Origin of the sequence: Stenotrophomonas sp. Nf1, assembly GCF_003028475.1 — a bacterium.
In the GTDB taxonomy this organism is placed as follows: Bacteria; Pseudomonadota; Gammaproteobacteria; order Xanthomonadales; family Xanthomonadaceae; genus Stenotrophomonas.
In genome coordinates this window covers 277,850-304,026 of sequence record NZ_PYTV01000006.1, presented here as the reverse complement: position 1 = coordinate 304,026, position 26,177 = coordinate 277,850, and the positions used below count along the sequence as shown (strand labels likewise).

Sequence of the window (26,177 nt, the reverse complement as noted above, 5' to 3'; positions counted from 1 at the left end):
CAGGCTGAAGCGCTCCAGTGCGTAAGGCCACAAGGAGCTCGCACCCCTGATGAATCTGGAAAGAACCATCTTTGTACAGATACCGAGCTATCGAGACCCTCAGCTGTTACCCACGTTGAAGGACATGATAGAAAATGCCAAGTCGCCATTCCTGCTGCGCGTTGTCATCTGCTGGCAACACGGAGCCGAACAGGACATCCAGTCCTTCGAAGCGAACGGATTTGAATTAACCCATACAGCAACCGAAGAAGGCGCTACAGTCCATTTCTTACGGATACATGGTGCAAACATCGAGTTGATCGACATTGATTACATTCACTCCAAGGGATGCGGCTGGGCCAGAAACCTGGCCCAGCGGCGCTACCGGGGTGAGCACTACAACCTTCAGATCGACTCGCACCACCGCTTTTCAGGTGAATGGGACTTCAAGATGAAGAGCCTACTCGAGCTTCTGAGGGTGCGCACACCAAGGCCACTTCTAACAGGATACCCCCCCAGCTTCGATCCTGACACCTATCCTTCGGGGAGGCAGGAGTACACCGCTGCCATCATCTTCGACTCGTTCTCACCAACCGGAGTCGTCAGATTTCGATCTGTCCGTCTCCCCGCACCCGTCCATGGTGAGATTGCATTCAAGGCGAAGTTCGTAGCCGGCGGATTCATCTTCTCGGATGGGGCCTTCACACAGGAAGTAATGAGCGATCCTGACCATTTCTTCTGCACGGAAGAAATCGCAACATCCATACGGGCGTTCACGAAGGGATATGAGTTCTATCATCCATATGCGCCCCTGCTGTGGCATCAGTACGACAACCATGCCCGTAAGGTGTGGGACGACCAGTCAGAACCGCCAGCAGCCAACTCCGCCACCTCCATGACACTCGAAGATCGTTCCAGCGCGGCGCTACGAAAGACACTCGCTCTGGTCGGCCTTCCTACCGGATCTGAGATGGAAGACTTTGGAGTTTTTGGACTGGGCTCACAGCGCACACTGCGTCAATACGAGCGACACACCGGGATCAACTTTCGACTCCGAGCAGTTCACAAGCAGTCACTTGCTGTGCAAGAACCAGTCCTCTTGTCAGAGACCATTGAAGAGAATGAATGGAAGCGGAGTCTCGTCTACTTCCGCTCAATGCGAGTCCACATTTCCTGCACCACTCGCTGCCCTTCATTTCCGGCCTCGGTGCTTGTCTCTTCCTACTCGTCGGATGGCGCGAGGCAGTCAACCCGGGAGTTGTCCAAGTCCGAACTGAAATCTCTTTCAAGAGAAGGCCAAGTCCAGTATATCGACACACTCAGGGCACCGCTGGACCAACTGCCGGTCCGCTATTCGGTACACGTGCGCAGCGACGATGCGCTGACGGACCATCAGCTTTCGATCTTCGTTGAAGAGGTCCTTCTCTGACGACAGCGACAGACAAAGGATCTCCGTCTGAACGCCCTGCGTTGGTCAGCCATCCATCCCTGCCCGCGCATCCCCTTCCGGCTCCAGCGCCTTCACCAGCACGGCTGCCTGGGTGCGGCTGTGGCATTCGAGCTTCTTCAGGATCGCGGTGACGTGCACCTTCACCGTGTTCTCGGCCAGGCCAAGCTCGTAGGCAATCTGCTTGTTGAGCAGGCCATCGGCCAGGCACAGCAGCACGCGGAACTGCTGCGGGGTCAGCTGCGCCAGGCGGCTGGCCAGCAACGCGTCGGCCTCGGAGCGTTCGGCGGCCATCGCCGGGAACCACAGGCCGCCGTCGAGCACCGCCTGCACCGCCTCACCAATGGTCTCGGCCGGGGCCGACTTCGGGATGAAACCGGCGGCGCCGAACTGCTGCGCGCGGCGGATCACCCGCGGATGGTCGTTGGAGGAGAGGATCACCACCGGGATGTCCGGATGCGAACCGCGCACGTGCAGCAGTGCGGAAAAACCGTGCGCGCCGGGCATGGTCAGGTCGAGCAGCACCAGGTCCACGTCCGGATGCGCATCCAGCGCTGCGGCCAGCGCTTCGGCACTGGCCACCTCACGCACCTGCGCCAGCGGCAGGCTCTGCCGCAGGGATTGCACCACCGCCGAACGCAGCAGCGGATGGTCATCGGCGATCAGGATGGTGTATTCGCTCATGCCGCCATTGTACGGGCAGCCGCCGGGTCAGCGCCCTGCCGGCTCCACGCTGCTGCGCCAGGCGTCGAGGAACTGGCGGCGCTTGAGCGCGTCCAGGTACACCAGCAGGCCGGGCCCGAGCTGGATCGGGCGGCGGCTGCGGCCGGGGGCATCATCGGCGCGCGCGTTGCCGGTCACGATCGGCATCAACCGCGCCTCGCGTGACAGTACCTGCTGGCCGCGTGGCGACAGCAGGTAGTCGAGGAAGCGCCGGGCTTCTTCGGGGTGCGGGCCGGTGCGCGGAATCACCGCGGTGCGCAGCACCACCAGCGTGTAGTCCTCGGGTTCGACGATGGCCAGCGGCGCGCCGGCATCGACGCGGGCCTGCGCATAGGAGCCCAGCACGTTGTAGACCAGCGACAGCTGGCCGCTGGCCACCTGGTCCAGCAGCACGCCGGTGCGCTCCTCGCGTACCACGTCGTTGTCGCCGAGTGCGCCCAGCAATGCGCCGGCGATGCTGCCGCGCTGTGCATCCTGGGTGGCCAGCAGGTAGCCGACGCTGCTGCGCTCGATGTCATAGGTGCCTACCTTGCCGCGCAGCGGTGCACCTTCAGCGCGCAGGCGGTCGAGCAGCTGGCGGCGCGTATGCGGTACCTTCGCCGCTGGCAGCGCGCGGGTGTTGTAGACCATCACCACCGGCTCATAGCTGATGCCGAAGGCCTCGTTGCGCCACTGCGCCCAGGCCGGCAGCGCAGCGGTCTGCGCCGAGCGATGTGGCAGCGCGTGGCCATCGTTGACCAGCTTGGTCTGCAGGTCCATGCCGCTGGAAATCAGCAGGTCCGGCGAGGCCGGTCCGGCGCGGTCGTGCAGGTAACGCGCGTACAGGTCCTGGGTGATGATGTCCTCGTACACCACTTCGGTGCCCGGATGCAGGCGCTGGTAATCGGCGATGACCACCGCGAACACTTCGATGTCGGTGGTGCCGTGGATGCGCAGCTGCGCGGTGGCCTTGCCCTGCGCCGGAAAACGGCGCACCTCGCCGGGCGCGGCCAGCACCGGCAGGGCCAGCAGCAGGGCAATGGCAGCGGTGAACAGGCGGATCATGAACTACTCCGGGGCAGGCGGATGGTGGCGACCAGGCCACCCTGCGGGCGGTTGCTCAGATCGATGCGGCCGCCGTGGCTGTCAACCACGCGCTTGACGATGGCCAGGCCCAGCCCGGCACCGCCAGAGGGCGCCCCCTCGCCACGTGCGAAGCGTTCGAACACGCGCCCGGCATCAGCGGCGGCGATACCGGCTCCGTGGTCGGCAATGGTCAGCACCGCCTGCTCGCCCTCGACGGTCAGCGCGATCTGCAAGGGACCGTCCCCCCCGTATTTCAGCGCGTTGTCGACCAGGTTCTTGATCGCCTCACGCAGCAGCAGCGCATCACCATGCACCTGTACCGGTTCGGCGGTCATCGCCAGCTGCACGCGTGGTGCCGGGCCGGCCTGCGGCAGGGCTTCATGCAGGGCCTGGTGCACGGTCTCGGCCAGGTCCACCGCCGCGAAGCGCTGCAGATGCGAGCGGTGGATCACGCTGGCGTCGCTGAGCAGCTGGTTGAGCAGGCGGCTCATATGGGTGGCGTTGCGCTCGATCGCCTGCAGGCTGCGCCGCATGTCCTCCGGATCGTCATCGTCCAGCGCCAGCTGCGCCTGCGCGCGCAGCGCGGCCAGCGGGGTGCGCATCTGGTGCGCGGCCTCGGCCATGAACGCGCGCAACGTCTCGTTGCTGCTGGACAGCCGCTCCATGAAGCGGTTCAGTGCGGCCACCATCTGGTCCATCTCGCGCGGCACGCGCGCGTCCAGCGGCTTCAGGTCGGACGGCTCGCGCCGCGACAGCTCGCGCTCCACCCGCACCAGCGGGCGGAACGCGCGGTGCACGCCGAACGCCACCAGTGCCAGCAGCAGGCCGGACAGCACGCCGATCGACAGCAGGGCGCGGTTGACCATGTCCTGCGCCACCGCTTCGCGCGCACGCCGTGTCTGGCCCACCTGCACCTGCACCTCGCCCTGTGCCGAGGCGGCCGCGAAGCTGCGGCCGACCACCACGAAGCGCACGGTCTCGCCACTGTAGGGGGCGTCGAACAGCTGCGGCTGCGTGCCCGGCCGGCGCGACGGGACGGGCAGGTCGCCGTAGCCGGTGATCAGGTTGCCACGGCTGTCGGCCACCCGATAGAACACGCGGTCCTCCGGCGCCATCGCCAGCAGGTCCAGCGCCGCGTACGGCAGATCAACCTGCCATTGGCCATCGACCAGCGCCACCGAATCGGCGATGGACAATGCCGAGGACACCAGCAGATGGTCGTAGGAGCGGTTGGCCGCGCGTTGGCCGTAATCGCGTGCGGCGAACAGCAGTGCTACCGCGAACACCGCCAGCAACGCACCCAGATACAGCAGCAGCGTGCGCCGCAGCGAGCCCGGCGCGGCATTCGCGGCGCGTGCATCAACCATCGGCGTCGCCGCTGCCATCACTGGCTTCCAGCAGGTAGCCGACACCGCGCACCGTGGTGATGCGCAGCGGTGCACCGGCCAGTTTCTTCCGCAGGCGCCCGACGTACAGTTCGATGGCATTCGGGCCGGCCTCGTCATCGAAGCCGAACAGGCCGTTGCCGATCTCGTCCTTGCCCACCACCTGGCCCAGGCGTCCGACCAGGATCTCCAGCAGGCGGTACTCGCGGTTGGGCAGCTCGATCGCCTCGCCATCAAGACTGACCCGGTGCGCGGCGTTGTCGAACTGGAAACCGCCGATCTGCACCACTTCGCTGGCCTGGCCACGCGCGCGCCGCAGCAGCACGCGGCAGCGCGCTTCGAATTCGCGGAAATCGAAGGGCTTGCCCAAGTAGTCGTCGGCGCCCACATCCAGCGCCTGCACACGGTCCTCGATGCCATCGCGTGCGGTCAGCATCAGCACCGGCGTGCTGTCGCCGCGCTCGCGCATGCCGGCCAGCACGCGCAGGCCATCGAGTTTGGGCAGGCCGATATCCAGCACCACCAGGTCGAAGCTCTGGTAACGCAGCACGCTGGCGGCGGCCAGGCCGTCGGCCTGCCAGTCCACCGCATGCCCACTGCGACGCATGCGACGGATGATCGCATCGGCCAGATCCGGGTTGTCTTCGACCAGCAGCAGGCGCATGGGCACACCGGTGGGAGGGGAAGCGAATGCTACCGCATGGCGCACGGTCCGCCCGCCGCGCGTCGCCCGGCGCTACCGGGATACACCGCATGGGTAGCGCCGGGCCGTGCCCGACGGCCTTTTACGCTGCACCGCACAAACCGCTGACAGGACGATGACAGCTACGGCAACCCAGACTGCGGCCGCGCACCGTCCGGTGCCCACGATTGCCGCGCGCCTGGCGCGCACCTGGGAGGGTTTGTGGAATTCACGTTTGCCTGGCGGCGTCCTGCCGCCATGATGGCGCTGGCAGCCTTGTCGGCGCCGGCCTTCGCTGCCGAAGACGACCGTCCGGTCACCGCCACCCTGGGTGGCCGCCTGCACCTGGACTTCGCCACCTTCGACAACGACAACCGCGGCACCCCGAACAAGGACGACACCGAGATCCGCCGTGCCTGGGTCGACGTGTCCGGCAAGTTCTTCGTGGTCGACTACAAGCTGGAAGCCGATTTCTCCGGCGACCGCGTCGAGGCCAAGGACGTGTACCTGGCGCGCAGCTTCGGCAAGGCCGGCAAGCTCACCGTCGGCCAGTTCAAGCAGTACTTCTCGCTGGATGACCGCACCAGCTCCAACTACGGCAGCTTCCTGGAGCGCGGCAACGCCGGCACCACGCTGGCGCCGCTGTACCGGCTGGGCGCGTCGTGGCAGGCCAACCCGGGTGACTTCACCTGGGCAGCCAGTGTCTACAGCCTGGAAAGCATCGATGCCTGGCAGGTGAAAGGCCGTGCCGCCGGTGGCCGCGTTACCTGGGCTCCCTCGCCCGCCGACGGCGACGTGCTGCACCTGGGCCTGTCGCTGGCCCGCGAGGCCTATGACAACCCCGGCGCCAACGGCGTTCCGGGCCTGAAGATCCGCCCGCGCCCGGCCGGCCATCTGTCCGACAACAGCCGCCTGACCCTGGTCGACTTCTCCGCCGGCCGCGATACCGACGTCAACAAGTGGTCGCTGGAGTACGCGCAGGTGCGCGGCCCGCTGTCGTGGCAGGGCGAGTTCAGCGGTGCCACCTTCGATGACGGTGCGCAGCGCGGCGATGTGATGGCCGCCTACGGCATGGTCAGCTGGTTCGTCACCGGCGAAAGCCGCGCTTACGACCGCAAGACCGGCCGCTTCGCGCGGGTCAAGGACATCCGCCACAAGGCCGGCGCCTTCGAAGTGGCGCTGCGCTATGACCAGATGTGGGGCGCGCAGCATCTCGATGGTGCGCCGGACCTGCGCCGCGGCAGCACCGAAGCGTGGACGCTGGGCGGCAACTGGTACCTGCGCGACAACCTGCGCTTCATGCTCAACGTGATCGAAAGCCGCAACCGAGACCGCCTCGCCGGAATCACGGTGGACCGCACGCGCGCGGTCACCGGCCGCCTGCAGTACGACTTCTAAGCCCGGCTTCCCGGGCATGCCGCCCGGGCCCCTTCCACTCCCCCACGTCCTGTATTCGCAAGGAGTCCGCAGATGATGCTGAGCATCCTCGGCTTTGGCATGGTCATTACGTTCATGTACTTGATCATGAGCAAACGCCTGTCGCCGCTCGTCGCCCTGATCACCATCCCCATCCTGTTCGCGCTGATCGGCGGCTTCGGCGCCGGCATCGACGAGATGATGCTGGAGGGCATCAAGAAGATCGCGCCGACCGGCGTGATGCTGATGTTCGCCATCCTGTACTTCGGGGTGATGATCGATGCCGGCCTGTTCGATCCGCTGGTGCGGGTGATCCTGCGCTTCGTCAAGGGCGATCCGATGAAGATCGTGCTCGGCACCGCGGTGCTGGCGATGCTGATCTCGCTCGACGGTGACGGCTCGACCACCTACATGATCACCGTCTCGGCGATGCTGCCGCTGTACCAGCGCCTGGGCATGAACGCGCTGAACATGACCTGCGTGACCATCCTCGCCGGCGGCGTGATGAACCTGACCCCGTGGGGCGGCCCCACCGCACGCGCGGCCACCGCACTGCACGTGGACCCGGCCGATGTGTTCGTGCCGCTGATCCCGTCGATGGTGATCGCCTGTGCCGGCGTGCTGCTGCTGGCCTGGTACCTGGGCCTGAAGGAACGCCGCCGCCTCGGCGTGGTGACCCTGCCCAAGGGTGGCAGCTGGATGGACAGCAGTGTGTCCGACGACAGCAATGCGCTGCCGACCGTGGAAGACGCCGAAGACATCAAGCGCCCGAAGCTGCTGTGGGTGAACCTGGCGCTGACCGTGGCGCTGATGACCGCGCTGATCATCGGCGTGCTGCCGATGCCGGTGCTGTTCATGGTCGGCTTCGCCATCGCGCTGGTGATCAACTACCCGAACCTGGCCGAACAGCGTCGCCGCGTGGTCAACCATGCCGGCAACGTGCTGTCGGTGGTGTCGCTGATCTTCGCCGCAGGCATCTTCACCGGCATCCTCAACAACACCGGCATGGTCGAAGCGATGTCGCACAGCTTCCTGGCGGTGATTCCGGAATCGTGGGGCCCGTACCTGGCGGTGATCACCGCCGTGGCATCGATGCCGTTCACCTTCTTCATGTCCAACGACGCGTTCTACTTCGGCGTGCTGCCGATCCTGTCCGAGGCCGCCAGCAACTACGGCATCACTCCGGTGGAGATGGCGCGCGCCTCGCTGGCCGGGCAGCCGGTGCATCTGCTCAGCCCGCTGGTGCCGTCCACCTACCTGCTGGTGGGCCTGGCCAAGGTCGAATTCGCCGACCACCAGAAGTTCACCCTGAAGTGGGCCATCGCCATCTCGATGCTGCTGATGATCGGCAGCCTGCTGTTCGGCCTGTATCCCCTCGCCGCCTGACCCCTTGCCAAGGAGCCTTCTGCAATGACGCTTCGAATCGCTTACGTCACCAGTGGAATGGGCAGTGTCGGCACTGCCATCTGCCAGAGCCTGGCCCGCAGCGGCCACACCGTGGTCGCCGGCTGCGCGCCGAACTCACCGCGCAAGGCCAATTGGCTGCGCGAGCAACGCGAGCAGGGTTTCGATTTCATTGCCTCCGAGGGAAACGCCACCGACTGGGCCTCGACCAGCGCCGCGTTCGCCAAGGTGCGCGCTGAGGTCGGCGAGGTCGATGTGCTGGTCAACAACTCCGGTGGCAGCCGTGATCTGCTGTTCCGGCAGATGACGGTGGAAGACTGGAACGCGGTGATCGCCTCCAACCTCAATTCGCTGTTCAACCTGACCAAGCAGGTGGTCGATGGCATGGCCACCCGGGGCTGGGGCCGCATCATCAACATCGGCTCGGTCAGCGCCCACAAAGGCCAGATCGGCCAGGTGAACTACGCCACCGCCAAGGCGGCGATGCACGGTTTCAGCCGCGCACTGGCCGCCGAAGTGGCCTCGCGCGGGGTCACCGTCAACACGCTCTCGCCCGGCTACATCGCCAGCCAGGCGATCAGCAGCTTCCCGCCGGATGTACTGGACCGGCTGGCGGCGTCGGTGCCGGTGCGCCGCCTCGGTCGCCCCGAAGAAGTGGCCGGCCTGTGCGCCTGGCTGGCCTCGGATGAAGCCTCGTATGTGACCGGCGCCGACTATCCGGTCAACGGCGGCCTGTACATGGGCTAGGCCCTCCCCCACGGAGTGCGCGGGGCCGGAGAACCCTCCATCGCGAGGGGGCTCCGGCCCCTTTTTTCTGCCTGTACTGCGCCCGTGCTATACCGGCCATGGGCCAGGCACAGGGAGTGCGCGCATGCCGCGCTGGATGTGGACGATTGCGGTGATCGTGTTGGCCGCGCCGTGCAGGGCGGCAACACCGGCCGCGCTGCCGATGGCCGATGAGGTGCAGGCCGACCGGCTGGTAGAGATGAGCCGGCGCTGGGCGGCGCCATGGCCGCGCACACCACGGCTCGCCGACCTGCATGCAACCCTTCCTGCCTCAGCGGCGGTCATCGAAGCGCGCGGGGCGCCGCCGCACCTGACATTGCCTGCCATGCCGATTTCGCTGCCGCTGCGGGTCACCGCTGGCGTGGTGACGCTGTACCCGGACCGTCAACGCGTGCAGTCCGTGCACCTGGACATCAGCGGCGCCTGCGTGACCCGCCAGCAGATCAATCAGCGCCTCGGTCGCCCTGACCGGGTGCTGCCACCCAGCGGCCATGCACCGGAACAGGCGCTGACGCTGAGCTATGCCGAGGCCGACCGCTGGATCAGCTACCTGTTTCCCGGTGTGGATCATCGTTGCGTTTCGCAGGTGGTTCTCAGGCCGGCGGAGGCGATTGCTCCATGACAGTGGTGTTGCGCGGCACGCATCACGCCCCTGCATCGTTCGTTGGTTTTTCGTAAAGAAGGTTTCATGTTCCGTTCGCATAGTGGCCATGCACCGCGCACGCATGCCGGTGACCACCCCCAATGCAACGGACCACCATGCAGACCCGACACCTGACGATCGCCGTGGCGATCGCGCTCTCCACCGCCGCCAGCGCACATGCCGCCACCGTGGCCGACACCGGCGCCAACGCCAGCACCGAAGCCGCGCTGAGCGCGCAGACGCTGGATACCGTCTCCGTGATCGGCCAGGGCGAGACTCGCCAGGTACAGCGCATCACCGCCGTCGACAAGCAGGTGCTGCCGCCGGGCACCAGTGGCCAGAAGATCCTCGACCGCCTGCCGGGCGTGTCGGTGCAGTCCAACGACGCCTTCGGCGCCAACGAAGAATCGCAGACCATCAGCCTGCGCGGCTTCGACAAGAGCCGCCTGGGTTACACGCTCGATGGCATTCCGCTGGGTGACAACAGCTACGGCAACTACAACGGCCTGAGCATCGCCCGCGCGATCATCGCCGAGAACCTGGCCGGCGCGGAACTGTCGCAGGGCATCGGTTCGCTGGGCGTGGCCTCGACCAGCAACCTGGGCGGCACCATCCAGTACTTCTCGATGGACCCGTCCACCGAATTCGGTGGACGCGCCAGCGTCACCGTGGGCGACGACAACCAGCGCCGCGGCTACCTGCGCGTGGATACCGGCGATATCAACGGCTTCTCGGCATATGTCTCCGGCGTGCACCAGGACCAGGACATGTGGGCCGCGCCGTACCAGAACCAGACCACCCGCCAGTTCAACGCCAAAGCGGTGTGGAACGTTGGCGACCATCGCTTCGGTGCCTTCGTGGCGACCTCGCGCGCCAGCCAGGCCAACTACGCCTACCTGTCCAAGGACATGCTGGCTCGCGGCCTCGGCTATGACTGGAACATCTATGCGCCGGACTGGGACCGCGCCGTGGCGGCCGCGTACTGCGCGCCGGGCACCTACAGCAAGGCCCGCTGTGCGTTCAGCGGTGGCGTCAACAGCATCGACGATGCCTACTACCAGAGCCGCGCGCTGCGCGACGACAACCTGTATTCGGTTGATGCGGACCTGCGTCTGGGTGAGCAGGGTCGCCTGAAGCTGCTGGCCTACCACCATGACAACCGTGGCCAGGGCCACTGGTGGGCACCGGGCCAGCCGTCCTACCCGGGCACCGACAAGATGCTGCCGATCTCGATCCGCAGCACCAACTACACGATCAACCGCGATGGCCTGACTGCTGCGCTGTCGTGGACGGTGGGCATCCACGAGCTGGAGGCCGGGCTGTGGTACGAGCAGAACGACCATAACGTCTCGCGTAATTTCTACTACATCAGCGGCCCGTTCCTGGACGACCTGTACCTGAAGAACCCGGACCGCCTGCTGTTCAACCAGGACTTTGACATCCGCACGCGCCAGTTCTACGTGCAGGACCGCATGCGCTTCCTCGATCAGCGCCTGACCGTGGACGTGGGCATCAAGAGCCCGAACACCCGCATGCGCGCCACCGCCAAGCCGGGCGTGGAAACCAGCATCGCCTCGGGCACGCTGACCGCCAAGGAATCGGTGCTGCCGCAGGTGGGGCTGGGCTTCAAGCTCAACGCCAACAACGAGCTGTTCGCCTCGTACGCCGAGAACATCGCCGCGTTCGTCGGTGGTGGCAGCGGTGGCCCGCTGCAGGTGTCGCCGGAATCGTTCGCGGCCAGCGCCGGTCTGGAGCCGGAGAAGTCGAAGAGCCTGGAAGCCGGTTTCCGCACCTTCGGTGAGAAGTACCAGGCCTCGATCGCCGCGTACAACGTCAAGTTCGACAACCGCCTGCTGTCGCTGAACCCGTGTTCGAGCATCGAAGTGGGCACGCGCCCGGAGTGCGTGACGCGCTTCATCAACGTCGGCTCGGTGAAGAGCCACGGTGCCGAGCTGACCTTCATCCTCAAGCCGATCGACGGACTGCAGTGGTACAACGCGCTGTCCTGGAACAAGACCACCTACGAGGACGACTACACCTCGGGCGGCGCGATCGTGCCGGTGGCCGGCAAGATCACGGTGGATACGCCGCAGCGCATGGCGTCCAGTGAGATCAGCTGGAACCGCGACGGCTTCTTCGCCAGCCTGCGTGCCAAGTACACCGGCAAGCGCTACTACACCTACACCAACGACCAGTCGGTGCCGGGCGTGACCACCTTCGACGCCGGTGCGGGCTACGACTTCGGCCCGGGCTTCGGCCTGCGCAATGTGCGGGTGTCGTTGAACGCGACCAACCTGACCAACAAGCGCTATGCCGGCCAGTTGAGCTCGTTCGCACCGACCGATCCGAAGGGTACGCGCTATGCGATCCATGCGAGCGCACCGCGGCAGGTGTTCATGACGGTGGCGGCGGAGTTCTAAGTCAGAAGCGGGCGCTGCGGCGCGTTGATTGTTCCTGCATGGCGGGGGTAGGCAGGCCCATGCAGGACACGCCGTAAACCCATCCATGGGGGCTCGATCGGCGCATCCATGCGCCTCACGGTCCTGCATGGGCCTGCCTACCCCCGCTGGACAGTTCCCCGCGCCGGCGCGGAGGCAATGAAAAGCAAGAGCAAAAGCAAAGCGCCGGGCATTGCCCGGCGCTTTGCTTTTAAAGCCTGATCCCTCTGGTGGACCTGCTGCCGCGCACACAGGAAACTGTCTGGAGGAGGCGGGGCACCCTGGCCAGGACCGTTGGCGCCATGGGCCCGAGGCATGCCTCGGGCGGGTTGGGCAGGACGCCCAACCCCGGTCTTGCCGTGTGCGCAGGACCGCGCGCACGCGCAAGGCGCCATCGAGCACCATGGATGGGCTTTTGCGTGTCCTGGCCAGGGTGCCCCGCCTCCTCCCCACCGATAGCAGGCAGGCGCTGGAGGATCCGCCAACGCCTTTCATTCCGGCGCCAGCTGGTCCATCCGTATCCGGTTGGCAAACAGCGAAAACGCCAGCATGCCGGCCAGCCCATTCGCCCGGCTCACCCAGTGCGGCAGCCAGCGCGGCGGCTTCAACACACCGGCCTCGAACAACGGCGCGAACGCGATCGCATCGGTCAGGCTCATTTTTCCGGCGAACAACCAACGACACACCTGCAGGCGATCCTCGGCCAGCATGTGGCGGAAGAAAGTATGCACGGACACCAGACCGCGGAGGTACACCGTGTCCTTGGTGAAGGCCAGGCCTCCGCTGGGTGGCACGCCGCGGAACACGCGCTGCGCCGAAGCGAAGCTTTCTTCCACGTTCTGCCCGGCATCGCAGAAGTAGCGGAATACCTCGATGAAATCGGCGCCTTCGCGCGCCATCGCGATCGCTTCGGTACGCAGGCTGATCCGTTTCAGGCGCTCGATATCGATGCTGCCGGTGATCTGCTCGGCAAAGGTGGCCAGCCCTTCCTGGGTCGCGGTCACCCGTGGCGAGGACAGTGCCAGACTGGGCAGTACCGGCTGTTCGCGGCCATTCAATGCGGTCAGCGAATGCACCAGGGCCTCGTGGTGGAACAGCTGCGCGCGGTCGTAGGCACTGAAGCGCGCACTGGTGCGCAGGCGGATGCGGGTCGGGCCGGCGGCGGCCTTGGAGACCAGTTCCGGGTCCAGCTGCACCTGGATGATGCGCGATTCGAAGAACGCATCGAGGTCGTTCTGCAGCTGCAGTTGCAGGGCGATGGCCGAGACCGGCACCTGCTCTTCCGGCGCCAGCAGTTCGTGATCCAGCTCGGCGGCGATCTGGATGAAGTGCCGCGCCGCTTCGCGCGTGCTCGGGCCATTGCCTGGCAGCGGCTGCTCGGGCGCGCCGAACAGCTGCACCGAACAGGTATCGACGGCGGCGGTGCCCAGCCCTTCCAGCAACTGCGCGGCCAGGTCCCAGCTCTGCGCCGACTGCCGCACATAGTGGCCCAGCGGATGGCTGTCGTCGCAGTCGGCAGAGATCGCCGCCAGCGCGCGGCGCTCCTCGCTGAAATCCAATCGCGGATAGTCGACCTTCGGCAGCACCGGTTGGCCACGCGCCACGCTGTCCAGGAAGGGCGCCTGCAGGGTTGCCGGCCAGCTGGTCAGGCCCAGCAGGCGGATGCCCCCCACGGCCTCGACCAGGCGCGCATCAAGCGCTGCATGGTGGGCCACGTCACGGTCCAGCGTCGCGGTCGGTTCCATAGGCGGACTATAGCGCCCTGCCATTGCTTTGGTAGGTGCCAACCTTGGTTGGCACACGCCGTCGGCGGGCTGCGGACAGATTCGTGCCAACCAAGGTTGGCACCTACCAGGAGCAGGCAGAGACGGGTTACGGACACATCCGTGCCAACCAAGGTTGGCACCTACCAGGAGCAGGCAGCGGCAGGTTCATTGCCGGGGTCGGATCCCATTGCAGCGCAATGGGCGCTGACCCCGCGACTCCGATCAGCGCCGGCGCGGCTTTCCGGCCGGGCGGAACTGCTGGCCCTTGCCCTTCTTGCCACCGCGCTCCTGCGCGGTCTCGGCCTGGCGCACCGCCAGCTTGGCCGCAGCGGCCGCCACTTCTTCCTTCAGCTTGAAGTAGTTCAGCAGCCGGCTCTCTTCGATCTCGCCTGCCTCGATCGCCGCGCGCACCGCACAGCCCGGTTCCTGCTGGTGCTTGCAGTCATTGAAGCGGCACTGTGCAGCCAGCGCTTCGATATCGGCAAAGCCGCCTTCGGACAGCGTCTCTTCACCGGTCGGCTTCAGTTCGCGCATGCCGGGGGTGTCGATCAGGCACGCGCCCATCGGCAGCGGCATCAGTGCGCGATGGGTGGTGGTGTGGCGGCCGCGCGAATCGTTGGCGCGCACCGCGTTGGTCTTCATCCGCTGCTCGCCGAGCAGGGTATTGGTCAGTGTGGACTTGCCGGCGCCGGAGGAACCGACCAGCACCACGGTGCGGCCCGGGCCCAGCCACGGCTGCAGCACCGCCACGCTTTCCGCATCCAGGCCGTTGATCGCATGCAGCGCGATGCCCTGCATCTCCAGCTCTTCCAACACCGCCAGCGCGTCTTCGCTGTACTCGGTCTGGTCGGCCTTGGTCAGCACCACCACCGGTTCGGCACCGCCGCCGCCGACCAGCAGCAGGTAGCGCTCGATGCGGCGCGGATTGAAGTCGGCATCCAGGCCGCAGACGATGAACACCGTATCGATATTGGCCGCGATCACCTGCTGGTGGTAATGCTCGCCAGCGGCGCCACGCTTGATCGCGGTGCGGCGCGGCAACAGGGCGACGATGCGGATGCCGTCCAGCAGCACCCAGTCGCCCACCGCCGGCCGTTCATGGCTGGGGAAGCGCGGGCGCTGCCATTCCGGCAGCGACTCGGCCTTGATCGCCGCGTCCGGGCCGTCGGCCACCACATAGTGGGTACGGTGCTGCTCGATCACCCGCGCCGGGCGGGCCTGCGGGTGCGCGGCCATCGCGGCCTGCCAGTCGGCCTGCTGCGGCGGGCCCGGCCAGGGCCAGCCGATGGTCTGCAGGGCGGTGAAATCGGGGGTCTGGGTCATCGCCGCCATTCTACCCGTGCCGATGCCCTGCCAGCCCAACAACGGCAGGCCCTGGGGCCTTGCCATGCATTGCAGCAATTCCGGTAGGATGGAAGCCCCATGCCTTTTGACGGCCCATACCCCATGTCCACCTCCTCGCCCAAGCCCCTGGCCATCCGCGAGCGCCTTTCCGAAGTGCGCTACGAAATCCGCGGAGAACTGGCGCGGCGAGCCCGGGAGCTGGAGGCGCAGGGCCGCAAGCTGATCAAGCTCAACATCGGCAACCCGGGCAACTTCGGTTTCCGCGCGCCCGAGCACCTGCAGCGCGCGATCGCCGACGACATGGGCCGCACCGACCCGTACACCCACCAGCAGGGCCTGCCAGTGGCGCGCGAAGCGATCGCGGCGTACTACGCCCGTCGCGGCGCACCCGATGCGCACCCGGACCGCATGTTCGTCGGCAACGGCGTCAGCGAACTGATCGACCTGTCGCTGCGCGCACTGCTCAACCCCGGCGATGAAGTGCTGGTGCCCTCGCCCGACTACCCGCTGTGGTCGGCTTCGACCATCCTCAACGACGGCCGCCCGGTGTACTACCGCTGCGCCGCCGAAAACGGCTTCCAGCCGGACCCGAGCGAGATCGAGACCCTGGTCTCTTCGCGCACGCGCGCTATCGTGCTGATCAACCCGAACAACCCCAGCGGCGCCAGCTACCCGCGCGAACTGCTGGAGCGCGTGGTGGAGATCGCGCGCCGCCACAACCTGCTGTTGCTGGTCGATGAGATCTACGACCAGATCCTGTACGACGATGCGGTGTTCCAGCCGGTCGCGCCGCTGGCCGGCGACCACCCGTGCCTGACCTTCAGCGGCCTGAGCAAGGTGCACCGCGCCTGCGGCTGGCGCGTGGGCTGGGCCCACCTCAGCGGCGATGACGCGCGCCTGGGCGATTTCCGCGCCGCGCTGGACCTGCTCGGTGCGCTGCGCCTGTGCGCCAACGTGCCGGGGCAGTACGCGATCGAGGCGGCGGTGAATGGGCCGGACACCATTTCCGAGCTGTGCGCCCCCGGTGGCCGCCTGTATGAAACCCGCCGCGCGGTGATCGAAGCGTGCGAAGCCAGCGAGCACCTGTCACTGGTCGCGCCGGCTGGCGCGCTGTACGCGTTCCCGGCCGTGGTCGGCGCCGCCGCGAAGGGCTTCGACGACCACACCTTCGCGCTGGACCTGATGAACAACGAAGGCGTGCTGGTGGTACCGGGCTCCAGCTTCAACGTGCCCTACCGCCACCATTTCCGCGTGACCCTGCTGCCGGAAGCCTCGGTGATGCGCGATGTGTTCGCGCGCATCGACCGCGTGCTGGCGCGCCGTGCCGAGGACGCGACCAAGGTCGTGCCGATGAAGCCGCGCCGCTCGGTAGCCTGAGCCGTGGCGTTGTCCTACCTGGCGCTGGGCGATTCGTACACCATCGGTGAAGCGGTCGCGATCGAGGGCCGCTGGCCGCACCAGCTGGCCGCCGCGCTGCGTGCGCAGGGCGTGGACCTGGCCGACCCGCAGACCATTGCCACCACCGGCTGGACCACCGACGAACTCGGTGCCGGCATCGATGCGGTGGCGCCGCAGGGCCCCTTCGATTTCGTCAGCCTGTTGATCGGGGTCAACAACCAGTACCGTGGCCGCCCGCTGGACGAGTACCGCGAGCAGTTTGAAGCGCTGCTGCAGCGGGCAATCGGCTTCGCTGGTGGCGATGCCGGACGCGTGCTGGTGCTGTCCTTCCCAGACTGGGGTGCGACCCCGTTCGGCGCCGGCAGTGGCCGCGACCTGGCCGCGATCGAGATCGAGACCGATGAGTTCAATGCCGCCGCCGACGTGATCAGCACCCGGCACGGCGTGGCCTTCGTCGACATCACCGACATCAGCCGCGCACAGGGCGACGCGCCGACGATGATCGCCGAAGACGGGCTGCACCCCTCGGCGCGGATGTACGCGTTGTGGAGCGCGCGCGCCCTGCCGGTTGCGGCGCATCTGCTGGGCAGCACGGACTGAACCGATGGACGGCACGCCACGGAATGGCACGCCCCTGCCCTGCACGCCCCTGACGGCACTCCAGGCCCGTTCGATTGCCGAGGCTTTCCGCCCGGCGCAGGCCTGGGGCAGCCGCCGCGACTACTACTACACCCGCGGCAAACTCGGCAGTGACCCGCTGTACGACGGCGTGCTGCAGCAGCTGCCGGAGGATGGGCAGCCGGTGCTCGACCTGGGCTGCGGGTTGGGGCTGCTGGCCCATGTGCTGCGCCAGCGTGGCGGCACCCGACGCTACCTGGGCGTGGATGTGGATGCGGGCAAGATCGCCCGCGCACAACGTGGCGCTGTCGAGCTGCATGACGTGCGTTTCGACTGCCTGGATGTGCAGGCTCCTCTGCCGGCCCATCGCGGGCACGTGCTGCTGCTGGACGTACTGCAGTACCTGGACGCAGGCCCGCAGCAGGCGCTGCTGCGCGCCGCCAGCGAGCGGGTGGCACCCGGCGGCCGCCTGCTGCTGCGCACACCGCTGGCCACCGGCGATGGCCGCGACCGCACTACCCGGGTCGCGGACCGGCTGGCCTGGCTGGTCGGCTGGATGGGCACACGGCCGCGTCACTACCCCGACCCGCAGGTCGTGCAGGCGACGCTGGCCACAGCGGGATTGCAGGTCACCGCCCCGCGCCCCCTGCATGGGCGAACCCCGTTCAACAGCTGGCTGCTGGTGGCCGAACGGCCTGAGGTGTAGAGCCGAGCCCACGCTCGGCTGCTCTCCGGCGCTTTCCGGTGCTGCGCACCGCCGCCCGAGCATCGGCTCGGGCGCTACAGGATGATTACCCGCCCCTGTAGAGCCGAGCCCACGCTCGGCTGCTCTCCGACGCTTTCCGGTGCTGCGCACCGCCGCCCGAGCATGGGCTCGGGCGCTACAGGATGATTACCCGCCCCTGTAGAGCCGAGCCCACGCTCGGCTGCTCTCCGGCGCTTTCCGGTGCTGCGCACCGCCGCCCGAGCATCGGCTCGGGCGCTACAGGATGATCGCCCGCCCCTGTAGAGCCGAGCTCACGCTCGGCTGCTCTCCGGCGCTTTCCGGTGCTGCGCACCGCCGCCCGAGCATCGGCTCGGGCGCTACAGGATGACTACCGGCCCCTGTAGAGCCGGGCCCACGCTCGGCTGCTCTCCGACGCTTTCCGGCGCTGCGCACCGCCGCCCGAGCATGGGCTCGGGCGCTACAGGATGATCGCCCGCCCCTGTAGAGCCGAGCCCACGCTCGGCTGCTACAGAACCGGCAGCCGCGCCTTCAGCCCGCGCTCGTCCAGCGCCTGCAGCACGCGCTCGATGATCACCCGGTTGTGCCCATGGGCGGCGCCTTCATGCAGCAGTACGATGGCGCCGGGGCGCAGGTCGGGCAGCAGCCGCGCCAGCACGCCCTCCGGCGTGCAGCCGACGCCGTCGTAGCCGCGGGCACTCCAGCCCACGCGCACCAGCCCCAGCGCCTTCAGTACCGGCGCCACGAACGGGTTGGTCATGCCCACCACCGAACGGTACCAGCGCACCGGCCGCCCACCGACCGCCTGCAGCGCGTGCTGGCAGCCTTCGATCTCGGCGCGCATGGCAGACGGGCCCAGGCGCCAGAAACGGGCCTGCGGGTGGCTGAGGCTGTGATTGCCCAGATCGTGCCCGCGGCGCAGGATCTCGCGCACCAGCTCCGGCTGGGCCAGCGCGCGCTCGCCCACCAGGAAGAAGGTGGCGCGGGCCTGGTGGCGGTCCAGCAGGTCGAGCACCGCGCGGGTTTCCGGGCCGGGACCATCATCGATGGTCAGCCAGACACTCTCGCCGGCCTCGGGGAGGCGGCTCAGCACCGGCGCGTAGAAGCGGCTGTTGGGCAGGAACACCGGCACCATGAACAGTGCGTGGCTGGCCACCATCACGGGCAGGCCCCACTGCCAGCCGGCCAGGACCCAGACCAGGATCACGGCCAGTTGCGACAGCAGCAGCCAGGGCAGCCAGCGCCAGGGGCGGGCCGGGATGCGATGCAATGTTCCTGCGTTGCTCATCCCCCATGATGCCATGGGGGGTAGAATTGCTGATTCGAATTCCCGGAACCCCGACGTCCATGTCCCTCGATCCCGCCCTGCGTTCGCGCATCGAATCCATCCTCAACGCCAACCGCGTCGTGCTGTTCATGAAGGGCCAGCCGTCGCTGCCGCAGTGTGGTTTCTCGGCCAAGGCCGTGGGTGCCCTGCAGGATCTGGGCGTCGAGTTCGCCCACGTCAACGTGCTGGCCGACCAGGAAATCCGCGAAGGCATCAAGGCCTACGGCGATTGGCCGACCATCCCGCAGCTGTACATCGACGGCGAACTGGTCGGCGGCAGCGACATCGTGCTGCAGATGGCCGCCAGCGGCGAGCTGAGCAGCGTGCTGGGCCTGGCCGCGCCGGACCGCACCCCGCCGAGCATCACCGTCACCCCGGCCGCGGTGGAAATGCTCAAGGGCGCGCTGGCCGACGCCCCGGGCGCTTCCCTGCAGCTGACCATCGACGCGCGTTTCCAGCCGAACTTCCAGCTGGCCCCGCACGATGAAGGCGCGATCGCGGCCGAGTCCAATGGCCTGCGCGTGCAGTTCGACCTGGCCAGCGCGCGTCGCGCCAACGGCATCACCATCGACTGGGTGGACGACATCCGCGGCAAGGGCCTGGCCATCGACAACCCGAACGCGCCCAAGCCGGTGCAGGAAATCAGCGTGCGCGACGCCGACGATCTGGTGCGCGCCGGCAACGTGACCCTGGTTGACGTGCGCCCGGCCGACGAACGCGCCATCGCCGCCGTCGGCGTGCCGTTCAAGAGCTTCGACGGCAACGGTCGTGCCGAGCTGGAAGCCCTGCCCAAGGACACCGCGCTGGCCTTCCTGTGCCACCACGGTGGCCGCAGCGCGCAGGCCGCCGAGCAGTTCCGCGCCCTGGGCTTCAGCAAGGTGTTCAACGTCACCGGCGGCATCGATGCATGGTCGGACGAAGTGGACAACGGCGTGCCGAAGTACTGATCGGTCCCGGCATGGGGTCAGAGCCCTTTCCTACGGAAAGGGCTCTGACCCCGAAAAAGGGGACGGAGGGGATTAAGTCGTTTGTGGCGTAAGCGACTTAATCCCCTCCGTCCCCTTTTTTTACCCCGCAAACCCGCCTTCGGCCAGGTAGTCCAGCTCTTCGGCGGTGGGAAAACGGCCGAGCACTGCGTTGCGGTGCGGGAAACGGCCGAAGCGGCGGATGATGTCGCGGTGCAGTTCGGCGTACTGCAGGTATTCCTTGTCACCGAGCACGTCGAACATCGCCACCGAACGGTCCTGGTCCAGCGGATCTTCGGAGTGCTCGAACGGCAGATAGATGAAGGCGCGCAGCTTCGGCACCAGCTGCAGGTCCAGGCCTTCCTCGATCGCACGCATGGCGTAGTGCCGCGCCAGGCCGTCGGTGGCGTAGGAATGGGCGGTCCCGCGGAAGCAGTTGCGCGGGAACTGGTCCAGCAGCAGCATCAACGCCAGCGCGCCCTCGGCACTGCCCAGCCAGTGTTCGCGCGCGCGCGAGGCCGCAGCGAAATGCTCATCCAGAAACAACTGGCGGAACTGCGCGTCGAACGCATCGTCGCGGGCGAACCACTTTGCAGGGCCCGCCTCCTTCCAGAATTCCACCACTTGCGCGGCAACGTCCATCACCTACTCCCCAGGGCCGGCGCGCCGCGCCAGGCCGTCATCATCATTCGTCGAAGCGCAGGTGGCGGACCGACTTGCCGTTGCGCCGGATAAGCTTAAGCGCCTCGATGCCGATCTGGATATGGTTTTGCACGAACTGGGAGCTGACCTTGGCATCGGAGGCCTCGGTCTTGACCCCGTCCGGGATCATCGGCTGGTCCGAAACCAGCAGCAGCGCGCCGCTGGGGATGTGGTTGGCGAAGCCGGCGGCGAACACGGTGGCCGTCTCCATGTCGATGGCCATGCAGCGCATCGCCCGCAGCCGCTCCTTGAACGCCTCGTCGTGCTCCCAGACCCGGCGGTTGGTGGTGTAGACGGTGCCGGTCCAGTAGTCGTGGCCGAGGTCGCGGATCATGGTCGAGACCGCACGCTGCAGCGCGAAGGCCGGCAAGGCCGGTACTTCCGGCGGCAGGTAGTCGCCCGACGTGCCCTCGCCCCGGATCGCAGCGATCGGCAGCACCAGGTCGCCCAGCTGGTTCTTGCGCTTCAGTCCACCGCACTTGCCCAGGAACAGCACCGCCTTGGGCATCACCGCCGACAGCAGGTCCATGATGATCGCGGCGTTGGGGCTGCCCATGCCAAAGTTGATCATGGTGATGCCGTCGATGGTGGCACTGGCCATGGGCCGGTCCAAGCCGATGACGGGTGCGCCGGTCAGCTCGGAAAAGGTATGCAGGTAGCCGCCGAAGTTGGTCAGCAGGATGTGCTGGCCGAACTGGTCCAGCGGCACGCCGGTATAGCGTGGCAGCCAGTTGTCGACGATTTCCTGCTTGCTCTTCATGGTCGGTCCGGTACGGCGGGGGACCGGCTATTTTCAGCCAGCTGGGCGATGCCGTCGAGCCGCCCGCCACTGCCCTGTGAAGAAGGTCACTTGGCAAGCCCACCACCGCCCGGCTAGCGTCGGCGGCTGGACTACGCCTGGAGGGGAGCTGGATGACATCAACGATGCTGCGCGCTGGGGTGGGGCTGGCACTGCTGGCCATGGCCACCGCACCCGCCGTGGGCGCCTCGCGCTTCGTGGCAGACCCCTACCCCAGCACCTACCAGGCCCATCCCGATGCGCCGGTGCTGATCCACAACGCCACCGTGCTGACCGGTACCGGCCAACGCCTGGACAACGCCGACGTGCTGCTGCGCGACGGCCGTATCGCCGCCGTTGGCCGCCAACTGCAGGCCGACGCCGGGGTCACCCGCATCGATGCGCAGGGCAAATGGGTGACGCCGGGGCTGATCGACGTGCACTCGCATCTGGGCGTCTACCCCAGCCCCGGCGTCGGTGCGCACAGCGACGGCAACGAAGTGACCGCACCGGTCACCGCCAACGTCTGGGCCGAACACTCGGTGTGGCCGCAGGACCCCGGCTTTGCCACCGCGCTGGCCGGCGGCGTGACCAGCATGCAGGTGCTGCCCGGCTCGGCCAACCTGGTGGGTGGCCGCGGCGTGACCCTCAAGAACGTTCCGGCCATCACCTACCAGGCGATGAAGTTCCCCGGCGCGCCGTGGGGGCTGAAGATGGCCTGCGGCGAGAATCCCAAGCGGGTCTACGGCGAAGGCAAGGGCGTGGCCCCGGCGACGCGGATGGGCAACGTGGCCGGCTACCGCGCCGCCTTCATCGATGCCGCCGACTACATCGCCAAGAACACGCCCAAGGCGGCCAAGCGCAAGCGCTGGTTCGGCAGCGACAAGGGCGACAGCGCCGGCGATGCCGGTGGCAAGCGCGACCTCAAGCTGGACACGCTGGCGGGCGCGATCCAGGGCGACATCCGCGTGCACATCCACTGCTACCGCGCCGACGAAATGGCCACCATGCTCGACCTGGCCAAGGAATTCGGCTTCAAGGTGGCCGCCTTCCACCATGGTGTGGAGGCCTACAAGCTGGCCGACCGCCTGGCCGCCGACGGCGTCTGCGGTGCGCTGTGGGCCGACTGGTGGGGCTTCAAGATGGAAGCCTTCGACGGCATCCAGGAGAACATCGCGCTGGTCGACCGACCGAAGAACAGCTGCGCCATCGTCCATTCCGATTCGCCCGAAGGCATCCAGCGCCTGAACCAGGAAGCGGCCAAGGTGATGGCCTCGGCGCGACGCGCGCGCATGCCGGAGATCACCCCCGAACATGCCATCACCTGGATGACCGCCAACGCCGCCAAGGCGCTGGGCATCGAGGGCCAGACCGGCACCCTGGAAACCGGCAAGATGGCCGACGTGGTGGTGTGGAACGGCAACCCCTTCAGTTCGTATGCGCTGGCCGAGCAGGTCTTCATTGATGGCCGCCGGCTGTATGACCGCAGCGCGCCGGCGGCAACGCCACGTTCCGACTTCCAGCTCGGCCAGGAGGTGCACTGATGGTGGTGCTCAAGCAGTTGGCGCAGTCTGCCGCGAAGGGCAGCCGAGCATGGCTCGGCACTACAGTCATGGTGCTGGCCTGCATTTCCGCATCGGCATCGGCGCAGGACCTGCTGGTGCGCAACGCCACGGTGCACACCGCCAGCACGCGCGGCAGCCTGCACAACGCCGACGTGCTGGTGCAGGGCGGCATCATCCGCGCGGTGGGTGTCGGCCTGTCGGCGCCGGCCGGGGTGAACGTGGTCGAGGCCAATGGTCGGCCGCTGACCCCGGCGCTGTTCGGTGGCATCACCGAGATCGGCATCGAAGAAGTGTCAGGTGAATCGAGCACGGTCGACAGCACGCTGAAGATCGGCGAGCAACCGCTGCGGCCCGAGTTCGACGTCACCCTGGCCTACAACCCGGCTTCGGTGCTGATCCCGGTGGCGCGGCTGGAGGGCATCGGCTTCACCGCGCTGGGTGCGGCTACCGGAGGCGGCTTCGTGGCCGGCCAGGGCGGCGTGGTCCGGCTGGACGGCAGCGCCGATCCCCTCGGGCCGCACGCCCTGTTCCTGCGCCTGGGCTCGGCGGCATCAGAGCTGACCGGCCACTCGCGCGCCGCGCAATGGATGCTGCTGCAACAGATGGTGGATGAAGCCCGCGGCCAGGTGGCCGCCGATTCGCCGCATGCCCTGCTGACCCCGGCCGGGCGGCGCACGCTGGGCCGCTACCTGGCCGGCCAGGGCCGCATCGTGGTGGAGGTGGACCGCGCGGCGGACATCCGCCAGCTGCTGCGCTGGGCCGCGCGCGAGAAGGTGAAGATCGCCCTTGCCGGCGGCAGCGAAGCCTGGCAGCTGGCGCCGGAACTGGCAGCGGCGCACGTGCCGGTGTTCGTCGACGTGCTGGCCAACCTGCCGGCCAGCTTCGACCAGATCGGTGCCACCCTGGAAAACGCCGCACGCCTGCAGCGGGCCGGCGTGGCGGTGTCGTTCGTGCAGCGCGGCGATGCCTCGCACAACGCGCGCAAGATGCGCCAGCTGGCCGGCAACGCGGTCGCCAACGGCCTGCCCTGGGCCGACGGCCTGGCCGGCCTGACCCGGGTTCCGGCACAGGCGTTCGGCGTGGCCGACCAGATCGGCAGCATCGAGCCGGGCAAGCGCGCCGACCTGGTGCTGTGGGAAGGCGACCCGCTGGATGTGGCGCACTATGCCGAACAGGTCTGGCTGGGCGGCCGTGCGATGCCGATGCGCTCGCGCCAGACCGAACTGCGCGACCGCTACCTGCAGCGCAACGCGCAGCCCTGACCGCCTTCAAGGAAACCCTCATGGCCACGCTGCGCTGGTATTTCGACTTCGTCTCGCCCTATTCCTACCTGCACTGGCAGAAGCTGAAGCGGCTGCCGCAGGTCGGCCAGATCCAGCCGGTGCCGATCGCCTTCGGTGCGGTGCTGCATCACCTGGGCAACCTCGGCCCGGCCGAGATTCCGGCCAAGCGTCGCTTCATGTACCGCCAGCTGCAGTGGACCGCGCAGGCCGAGGGCACGCCGCTGCGTTTCCCACCGGGCCATCCGTTCAACCCGCTGTCGGCGCTGCGCCTGTGCCTGGCGGCCGGTGCCAGCGCGCAGGCGGTGGACGTGCTGTTTGACTGGATCTGGCGCGAGGGCAACGCCGGCGACAGTGCTGAGGCCCTGCGCGAGCCCGGCGCCCGGCTGGACATCGAGGACGTGGCCACCGCCATTGCCGATCCGGCGGTGAAGGAGCAGCTGCGGCGCAACACCGACGCCGCCATCGGCGCCGGCGTGTTCGGCGTGCCGACCCTGGCCATCGGCGATGAACTGTTCTGGGGCAACGATGCGCACCCGTTGATGGCCGCCGTGCTGGACGATCCGGGCCTGTTGCAGCAACCCGAGTGGCAGCGCCTGGACAGCCTGCCGGTGGCGGTGCAGCGCAATCGCTGAACAGGCACTGGCGTATTTCCCTCGCGCGCCGGGCGCGGTTTTGAGATAGTTTTCACATTTCCGAACCTACAACCGCCCTGGAGGGGGAGCCGCGGATGCGCATCGGAATCGTCGTCGACTCGGCCTGCGACCTGCCGCAGGACTTCATCGCCGAACACAACATCGTGCTGCTGCCGATCACCGTCCGCATCGGCGAAGCCGTGCTGGCCGATCACCGCGATGAGCAGGCCACGCTCAGTTTCCTGCACGCCCACGTGGCCGAGCATGGCGCTGAAGCGGAAACCATCCCCTTCAGCGTCAACCAGATCCGCGACCTGTTCCTGCAGCAGCTGGTGATCGACTACGACCACGTGTTCTGCATGACCATCACCAAGACCCGCAGCCCGATCCACGACAACGCGCTGCAGGCCAGCTTCGCCATCCTCAACGACTACAAGCCGGTACGGCAGGCGGCGGGCTACAACTCGCCGTTCGCGCTGCGCGTGCTCGACACCCAGAACCTGTTTGCGGCGCAGGCGGTGACCGCGATCGAGGCCGTGCGCCTGCGCGACAGCAACGCCAGCGTGCAGCAGATCCGCGAGCGGCTGGAGGAACTGGCTGGCAACGTGCATGGCTACATGGTCACCCGCGACCTGTACTACATGCGCGCACGTGCACGGCACAAGGGCGACCGCAGCGTTGGCCTGCTCAGTGCCGCGCTGGGCAGCGCGCTGGACATCAAGCCGGTGCTGCACGGCTACCGCGGCGAGACCGGGCCAGTGGCCAAGATCAAAGGCTTCGACAACGCCGTACAGAAGCTGTTTGCCGTGGTGGGCCAGCGTGTACGCGCCGGGCTGATGACACCGACGGTGTGCGTCAGCTATGGCGGTGAACTGGACGAACTGCGCGCCCTGCCCGGCTATGCGGCATTGAAGCAGGTCTGCGCCGAGCACGGTGTCAGCGTGTATGAGTCGGTGATGAGCCTGACCGGCATGGTCAACGTCGGCAAGGGCGCGGTCACCGTGGGCTTTGCCGATGGGCCGCATCGGTTTGAATGAAGGCCAACCGCGGCGGGAATCTGCACATCGATTCCACCGCGACTGTGCCAGCCTTGCCGCACTTCAAGGA

23 protein-coding genes are annotated in these 26,177 nt (G+C 67.5%); 14 read left to right on the top strand and 9 right to left on the bottom strand.

What is annotated here, in order from left to right:
• The first annotated feature begins 49 nt into the window (after positions 1-49).
• A complete protein-coding gene (locus tag C9412_RS13410) occupies positions 50-1,408 on the top strand; it encodes a GlcNAc-transferase family protein (protein WP_107232070.1) in 1,359 nt (452 codons plus the stop codon).
• 45 nt (positions 1,409-1,453) lie between these two features.
• On the opposite strand, the gene C9412_RS13405 is transcribed toward C9412_RS13410, so the two are convergent.
• The 4 genes from C9412_RS13405 to C9412_RS13390 are packed head-to-tail and all read right to left on the bottom strand — an operon-like array spanning position 1,454 to position 5,263.
• The gene (locus tag C9412_RS13405) at positions 1,454-2,110 is read right to left on the bottom strand and encodes a response regulator transcription factor (RefSeq protein ID WP_107232069.1); all 657 of its coding nucleotides are present in this window, start codon (positions 2,108-2,110) and stop codon (positions 1,454-1,456) included.
• Positions 2,111-2,137: 27 nt separating this feature from the next.
• Entirely contained in the window at positions 2,138-3,193 is a 1,056-nt protein-coding gene (locus C9412_RS13400; protein WP_107232068.1) for an ABC transporter substrate-binding protein, read from the bottom strand.
• The gene (locus C9412_RS13395; protein ID WP_107232089.1) at positions 3,190-4,581 is read right to left on the bottom strand and encodes a sensor histidine kinase; all 1,392 of its coding nucleotides are present in this window, start codon (positions 4,579-4,581) and stop codon (positions 3,190-3,192) included. Before C9412_RS13395 ends, C9412_RS13400 begins: the two co-directional genes overlap by 4 nt.
• Positions 4,574-5,263 (bottom strand): response regulator transcription factor, encoded by a 690-nt coding sequence (locus C9412_RS13390; protein ID WP_107232067.1) that lies wholly within the window; start codon positions 5,261-5,263, stop codon positions 4,574-4,576. The genes C9412_RS13395 and C9412_RS13390 overlap by 8 nt, the downstream gene beginning before the upstream one ends.
• A 276-nt stretch (positions 5,264-5,539) precedes the next feature.
• Here C9412_RS13390 and C9412_RS13385 point away from each other — a divergent pair, with 276 nt between their 5' ends.
• From C9412_RS13385 to C9412_RS13365, 5 genes are all read left to right on the top strand, one after another.
• Positions 5,540-6,679: a porin gene (locus C9412_RS13385; protein WP_107232066.1), complete on the top strand. Its 1,140-nt coding sequence runs from the start codon at positions 5,540-5,542 to the stop codon at positions 6,677-6,679.
• Positions 6,680-6,754: 75 nt separating this feature from the next.
• Positions 6,755-8,083, top strand: coding sequence for a CitMHS family transporter (locus tag C9412_RS13380; protein WP_043400203.1), 1,329 nt, complete (start codon positions 6,755-6,757; stop codon positions 8,081-8,083).
• Positions 8,084-8,107: 24 nt separating this feature from the next.
• Positions 8,108-8,848, top strand: coding sequence for an acetoacetyl-CoA reductase (gene phbB, locus C9412_RS13375; protein ID WP_012481221.1), 741 nt, complete (start codon positions 8,108-8,110; stop codon positions 8,846-8,848).
• A gap of 157 nt (positions 8,849-9,005) precedes the next feature.
• Entirely contained in the window at positions 9,006-9,509 is a 504-nt protein-coding gene (locus C9412_RS13370; RefSeq protein WP_258190222.1) for a hypothetical protein, read from the top strand.
• Positions 9,510-9,646: 137 nt separating this feature from the next.
• Entirely contained in the window at positions 9,647-11,950 is a 2,304-nt protein-coding gene (locus tag C9412_RS13365) for a TonB-dependent receptor (RefSeq protein WP_107232064.1), read from the top strand.
• Between the two features lie 509 nt (positions 11,951-12,459).
• Here C9412_RS13365 and C9412_RS13360 read toward each other — a convergent pair.
• Positions 12,460-13,713, bottom strand: a complete 1,254-nt coding sequence (locus tag C9412_RS13360) for a flavohemoglobin expression-modulating QEGLA motif protein (protein ID WP_107232063.1) — start codon at positions 13,711-13,713, stop codon at positions 12,460-12,462.
• 243 nt (positions 13,714-13,956) lie between these two features.
• Entirely contained in the window at positions 13,957-15,057 is a 1,101-nt protein-coding gene (rsgA, locus tag C9412_RS13355) for a ribosome small subunit-dependent GTPase A (protein ID WP_107232088.1), read from the bottom strand.
• 123 nt (positions 15,058-15,180) lie between these two features.
• Between rsgA and C9412_RS13350 the strand changes: the two genes are divergently transcribed.
• From C9412_RS13350 to C9412_RS13340, 3 genes are read left to right on the top strand one after another with little or no spacing between them, the layout of a single operon-like run.
• On the top strand, positions 15,181-16,455 hold the full coding sequence (locus tag C9412_RS13350) for a pyridoxal phosphate-dependent aminotransferase (RefSeq protein WP_107232062.1): 1,275 nt from the start codon (positions 15,181-15,183) through the stop codon (positions 16,453-16,455).
• A gap of 3 nt (positions 16,456-16,458) precedes the next feature.
• On the top strand, positions 16,459-17,076 hold the full coding sequence (locus tag C9412_RS13345; RefSeq protein ID WP_107232061.1) for an SGNH/GDSL hydrolase family protein: 618 nt from the start codon (positions 16,459-16,461) through the stop codon (positions 17,074-17,076).
• Between the two features lie 4 nt (positions 17,077-17,080).
• Entirely contained in the window at positions 17,081-17,800 is a 720-nt protein-coding gene (locus C9412_RS13340; RefSeq protein WP_107232060.1) for a class I SAM-dependent methyltransferase, read from the top strand.
• 526 nt (positions 17,801-18,326) lie between these two features.
• On the opposite strand, the gene C9412_RS13335 is transcribed toward C9412_RS13340, so the two are convergent.
• Positions 18,327-19,106 carry a polysaccharide deacetylase family protein gene (locus C9412_RS13335; RefSeq protein ID WP_107232059.1) on the bottom strand — a complete coding sequence of 260 codons (780 nt, stop codon included), beginning with the start codon at positions 19,104-19,106 and terminating at the stop codon, positions 18,327-18,329.
• Between the two features lie 59 nt (positions 19,107-19,165).
• Here C9412_RS13335 and grxD point away from each other — a divergent pair, with 59 nt between their 5' ends.
• Positions 19,166-20,092 (top strand): Grx4 family monothiol glutaredoxin, encoded by a 927-nt coding sequence (gene grxD / locus C9412_RS13330; RefSeq protein WP_107232058.1) that lies wholly within the window; start codon positions 19,166-19,168, stop codon positions 20,090-20,092.
• A 120-nt stretch (positions 20,093-20,212) separates the two neighbouring features.
• Here the strand turns inward: grxD and C9412_RS13325 are convergent, their stop codons facing one another.
• Together C9412_RS13325 and C9412_RS13320 are read right to left on the bottom strand one after the other, a co-directional pair.
• Positions 20,213-20,752 carry a DUF924 family protein gene (locus C9412_RS13325; protein WP_005410992.1) on the bottom strand — a complete coding sequence of 180 codons (540 nt, stop codon included), beginning with the start codon at positions 20,750-20,752 and terminating at the stop codon, positions 20,213-20,215.
• Between the two features lie 43 nt (positions 20,753-20,795).
• Positions 20,796-21,572: an AMP nucleosidase gene (locus C9412_RS13320; protein ID WP_057497361.1), complete on the bottom strand. Its 777-nt coding sequence runs from the start codon at positions 21,570-21,572 to the stop codon at positions 20,796-20,798.
• 152 nt (positions 21,573-21,724) lie between these two features.
• Here C9412_RS13320 and C9412_RS13315 point away from each other — a divergent pair, with 152 nt between their 5' ends.
• From C9412_RS13315 to C9412_RS13300, 4 genes are all read left to right on the top strand, one after another.
• On the top strand, positions 21,725-23,134 hold the full coding sequence (locus tag C9412_RS13315) for an amidohydrolase (protein WP_107232057.1): 1,410 nt from the start codon (positions 21,725-21,727) through the stop codon (positions 23,132-23,134).
• A complete protein-coding gene (locus C9412_RS13310; RefSeq protein WP_107232056.1) occupies positions 23,134-24,417 on the top strand; it encodes an amidohydrolase family protein in 1,284 nt (427 codons plus the stop codon). The genes C9412_RS13315 and C9412_RS13310 overlap by 1 nt, the downstream gene beginning before the upstream one ends.
• A gap of 20 nt (positions 24,418-24,437) precedes the next feature.
• Positions 24,438-25,070, top strand: coding sequence for a 2-hydroxychromene-2-carboxylate isomerase (locus C9412_RS13305; protein ID WP_107232055.1), 633 nt, complete (start codon positions 24,438-24,440; stop codon positions 25,068-25,070).
• Positions 25,071-25,165: 95 nt separating this feature from the next.
• Positions 25,166-26,107: a DegV family protein gene (locus C9412_RS13300; protein WP_107232054.1), complete on the top strand. Its 942-nt coding sequence runs from the start codon at positions 25,166-25,168 to the stop codon at positions 26,105-26,107.
• Positions 26,108-26,177 lie beyond the last annotated feature (70 nt).

Excerpts from the sequence above, each read along its gene's own strand:
- C9412_RS13410 (WP_107232070.1), top strand. The coding sequence starts at position 50 with ATGAATCTGGAAAGAACCATCTTTGTACAGATACCGAGCTATCGAGAC.
- C9412_RS13405 (WP_107232069.1), bottom strand. The coding sequence starts at position 2,110 with ATGAGCGAATACACCATCCTGATCGCCGATGACCATCCGCTGCTGCGT.
- C9412_RS13400 (WP_107232068.1), bottom strand. The coding sequence starts at position 3,193 with ATGATCCGCCTGTTCACCGCTGCCATTGCCCTGCTGCTGGCCCTGCCG.
- C9412_RS13395 (WP_107232089.1), bottom strand. The coding sequence starts at position 4,581 with ATGGTTGATGCACGCGCCGCGAATGCCGCGCCGGGCTCGCTGCGGCGC.
- C9412_RS13390 (WP_107232067.1), bottom strand. The coding sequence starts at position 5,263 with ATGCGCCTGCTGCTGGTCGAAGACAACCCGGATCTGGCCGATGCGATC.
- C9412_RS13385 (WP_107232066.1), top strand. The coding sequence starts at position 5,540 with ATGATGGCGCTGGCAGCCTTGTCGGCGCCGGCCTTCGCTGCCGAAGAC.
- C9412_RS13380 (WP_043400203.1), top strand. The coding sequence starts at position 6,755 with ATGCTGAGCATCCTCGGCTTTGGCATGGTCATTACGTTCATGTACTTG.
- phbB (WP_012481221.1), top strand. The coding sequence starts at position 8,108 with ATGACGCTTCGAATCGCTTACGTCACCAGTGGAATGGGCAGTGTCGGC.
- C9412_RS13365 (WP_107232064.1), top strand. The coding sequence starts at position 9,647 with ATGCAGACCCGACACCTGACGATCGCCGTGGCGATCGCGCTCTCCACC.
- C9412_RS13360 (WP_107232063.1), bottom strand. The coding sequence starts at position 13,713 with ATGGAACCGACCGCGACGCTGGACCGTGACGTGGCCCACCATGCAGCG.
- rsgA (WP_107232088.1), bottom strand. The coding sequence starts at position 15,057 with ATGACCCAGACCCCCGATTTCACCGCCCTGCAGACCATCGGCTGGCCC.
- C9412_RS13350 (WP_107232062.1), top strand. The coding sequence starts at position 15,181 with ATGTCCACCTCCTCGCCCAAGCCCCTGGCCATCCGCGAGCGCCTTTCC.
- C9412_RS13340 (WP_107232060.1), top strand. The coding sequence starts at position 17,081 with ATGGACGGCACGCCACGGAATGGCACGCCCCTGCCCTGCACGCCCCTG.
- C9412_RS13335 (WP_107232059.1), bottom strand. The coding sequence starts at position 19,106 with ATGAGCAACGCAGGAACATTGCATCGCATCCCGGCCCGCCCCTGGCGC.
- grxD (WP_107232058.1), top strand. The coding sequence starts at position 19,166 with ATGTCCCTCGATCCCGCCCTGCGTTCGCGCATCGAATCCATCCTCAAC.
- C9412_RS13325 (WP_005410992.1), bottom strand. The coding sequence starts at position 20,752 with ATGGACGTTGCCGCGCAAGTGGTGGAATTCTGGAAGGAGGCGGGCCCT.
- C9412_RS13320 (WP_057497361.1), bottom strand. The coding sequence starts at position 21,572 with ATGAAGAGCAAGCAGGAAATCGTCGACAACTGGCTGCCACGCTATACC.
- C9412_RS13315 (WP_107232057.1), top strand. The coding sequence starts at position 21,725 with ATGACATCAACGATGCTGCGCGCTGGGGTGGGGCTGGCACTGCTGGCC.
- C9412_RS13310 (WP_107232056.1), top strand. The coding sequence starts at position 23,134 with ATGGTGGTGCTCAAGCAGTTGGCGCAGTCTGCCGCGAAGGGCAGCCGA.
- C9412_RS13305 (WP_107232055.1), top strand. The coding sequence starts at position 24,438 with ATGGCCACGCTGCGCTGGTATTTCGACTTCGTCTCGCCCTATTCCTAC.
- C9412_RS13300 (WP_107232054.1), top strand. The coding sequence starts at position 25,166 with ATGCGCATCGGAATCGTCGTCGACTCGGCCTGCGACCTGCCGCAGGAC.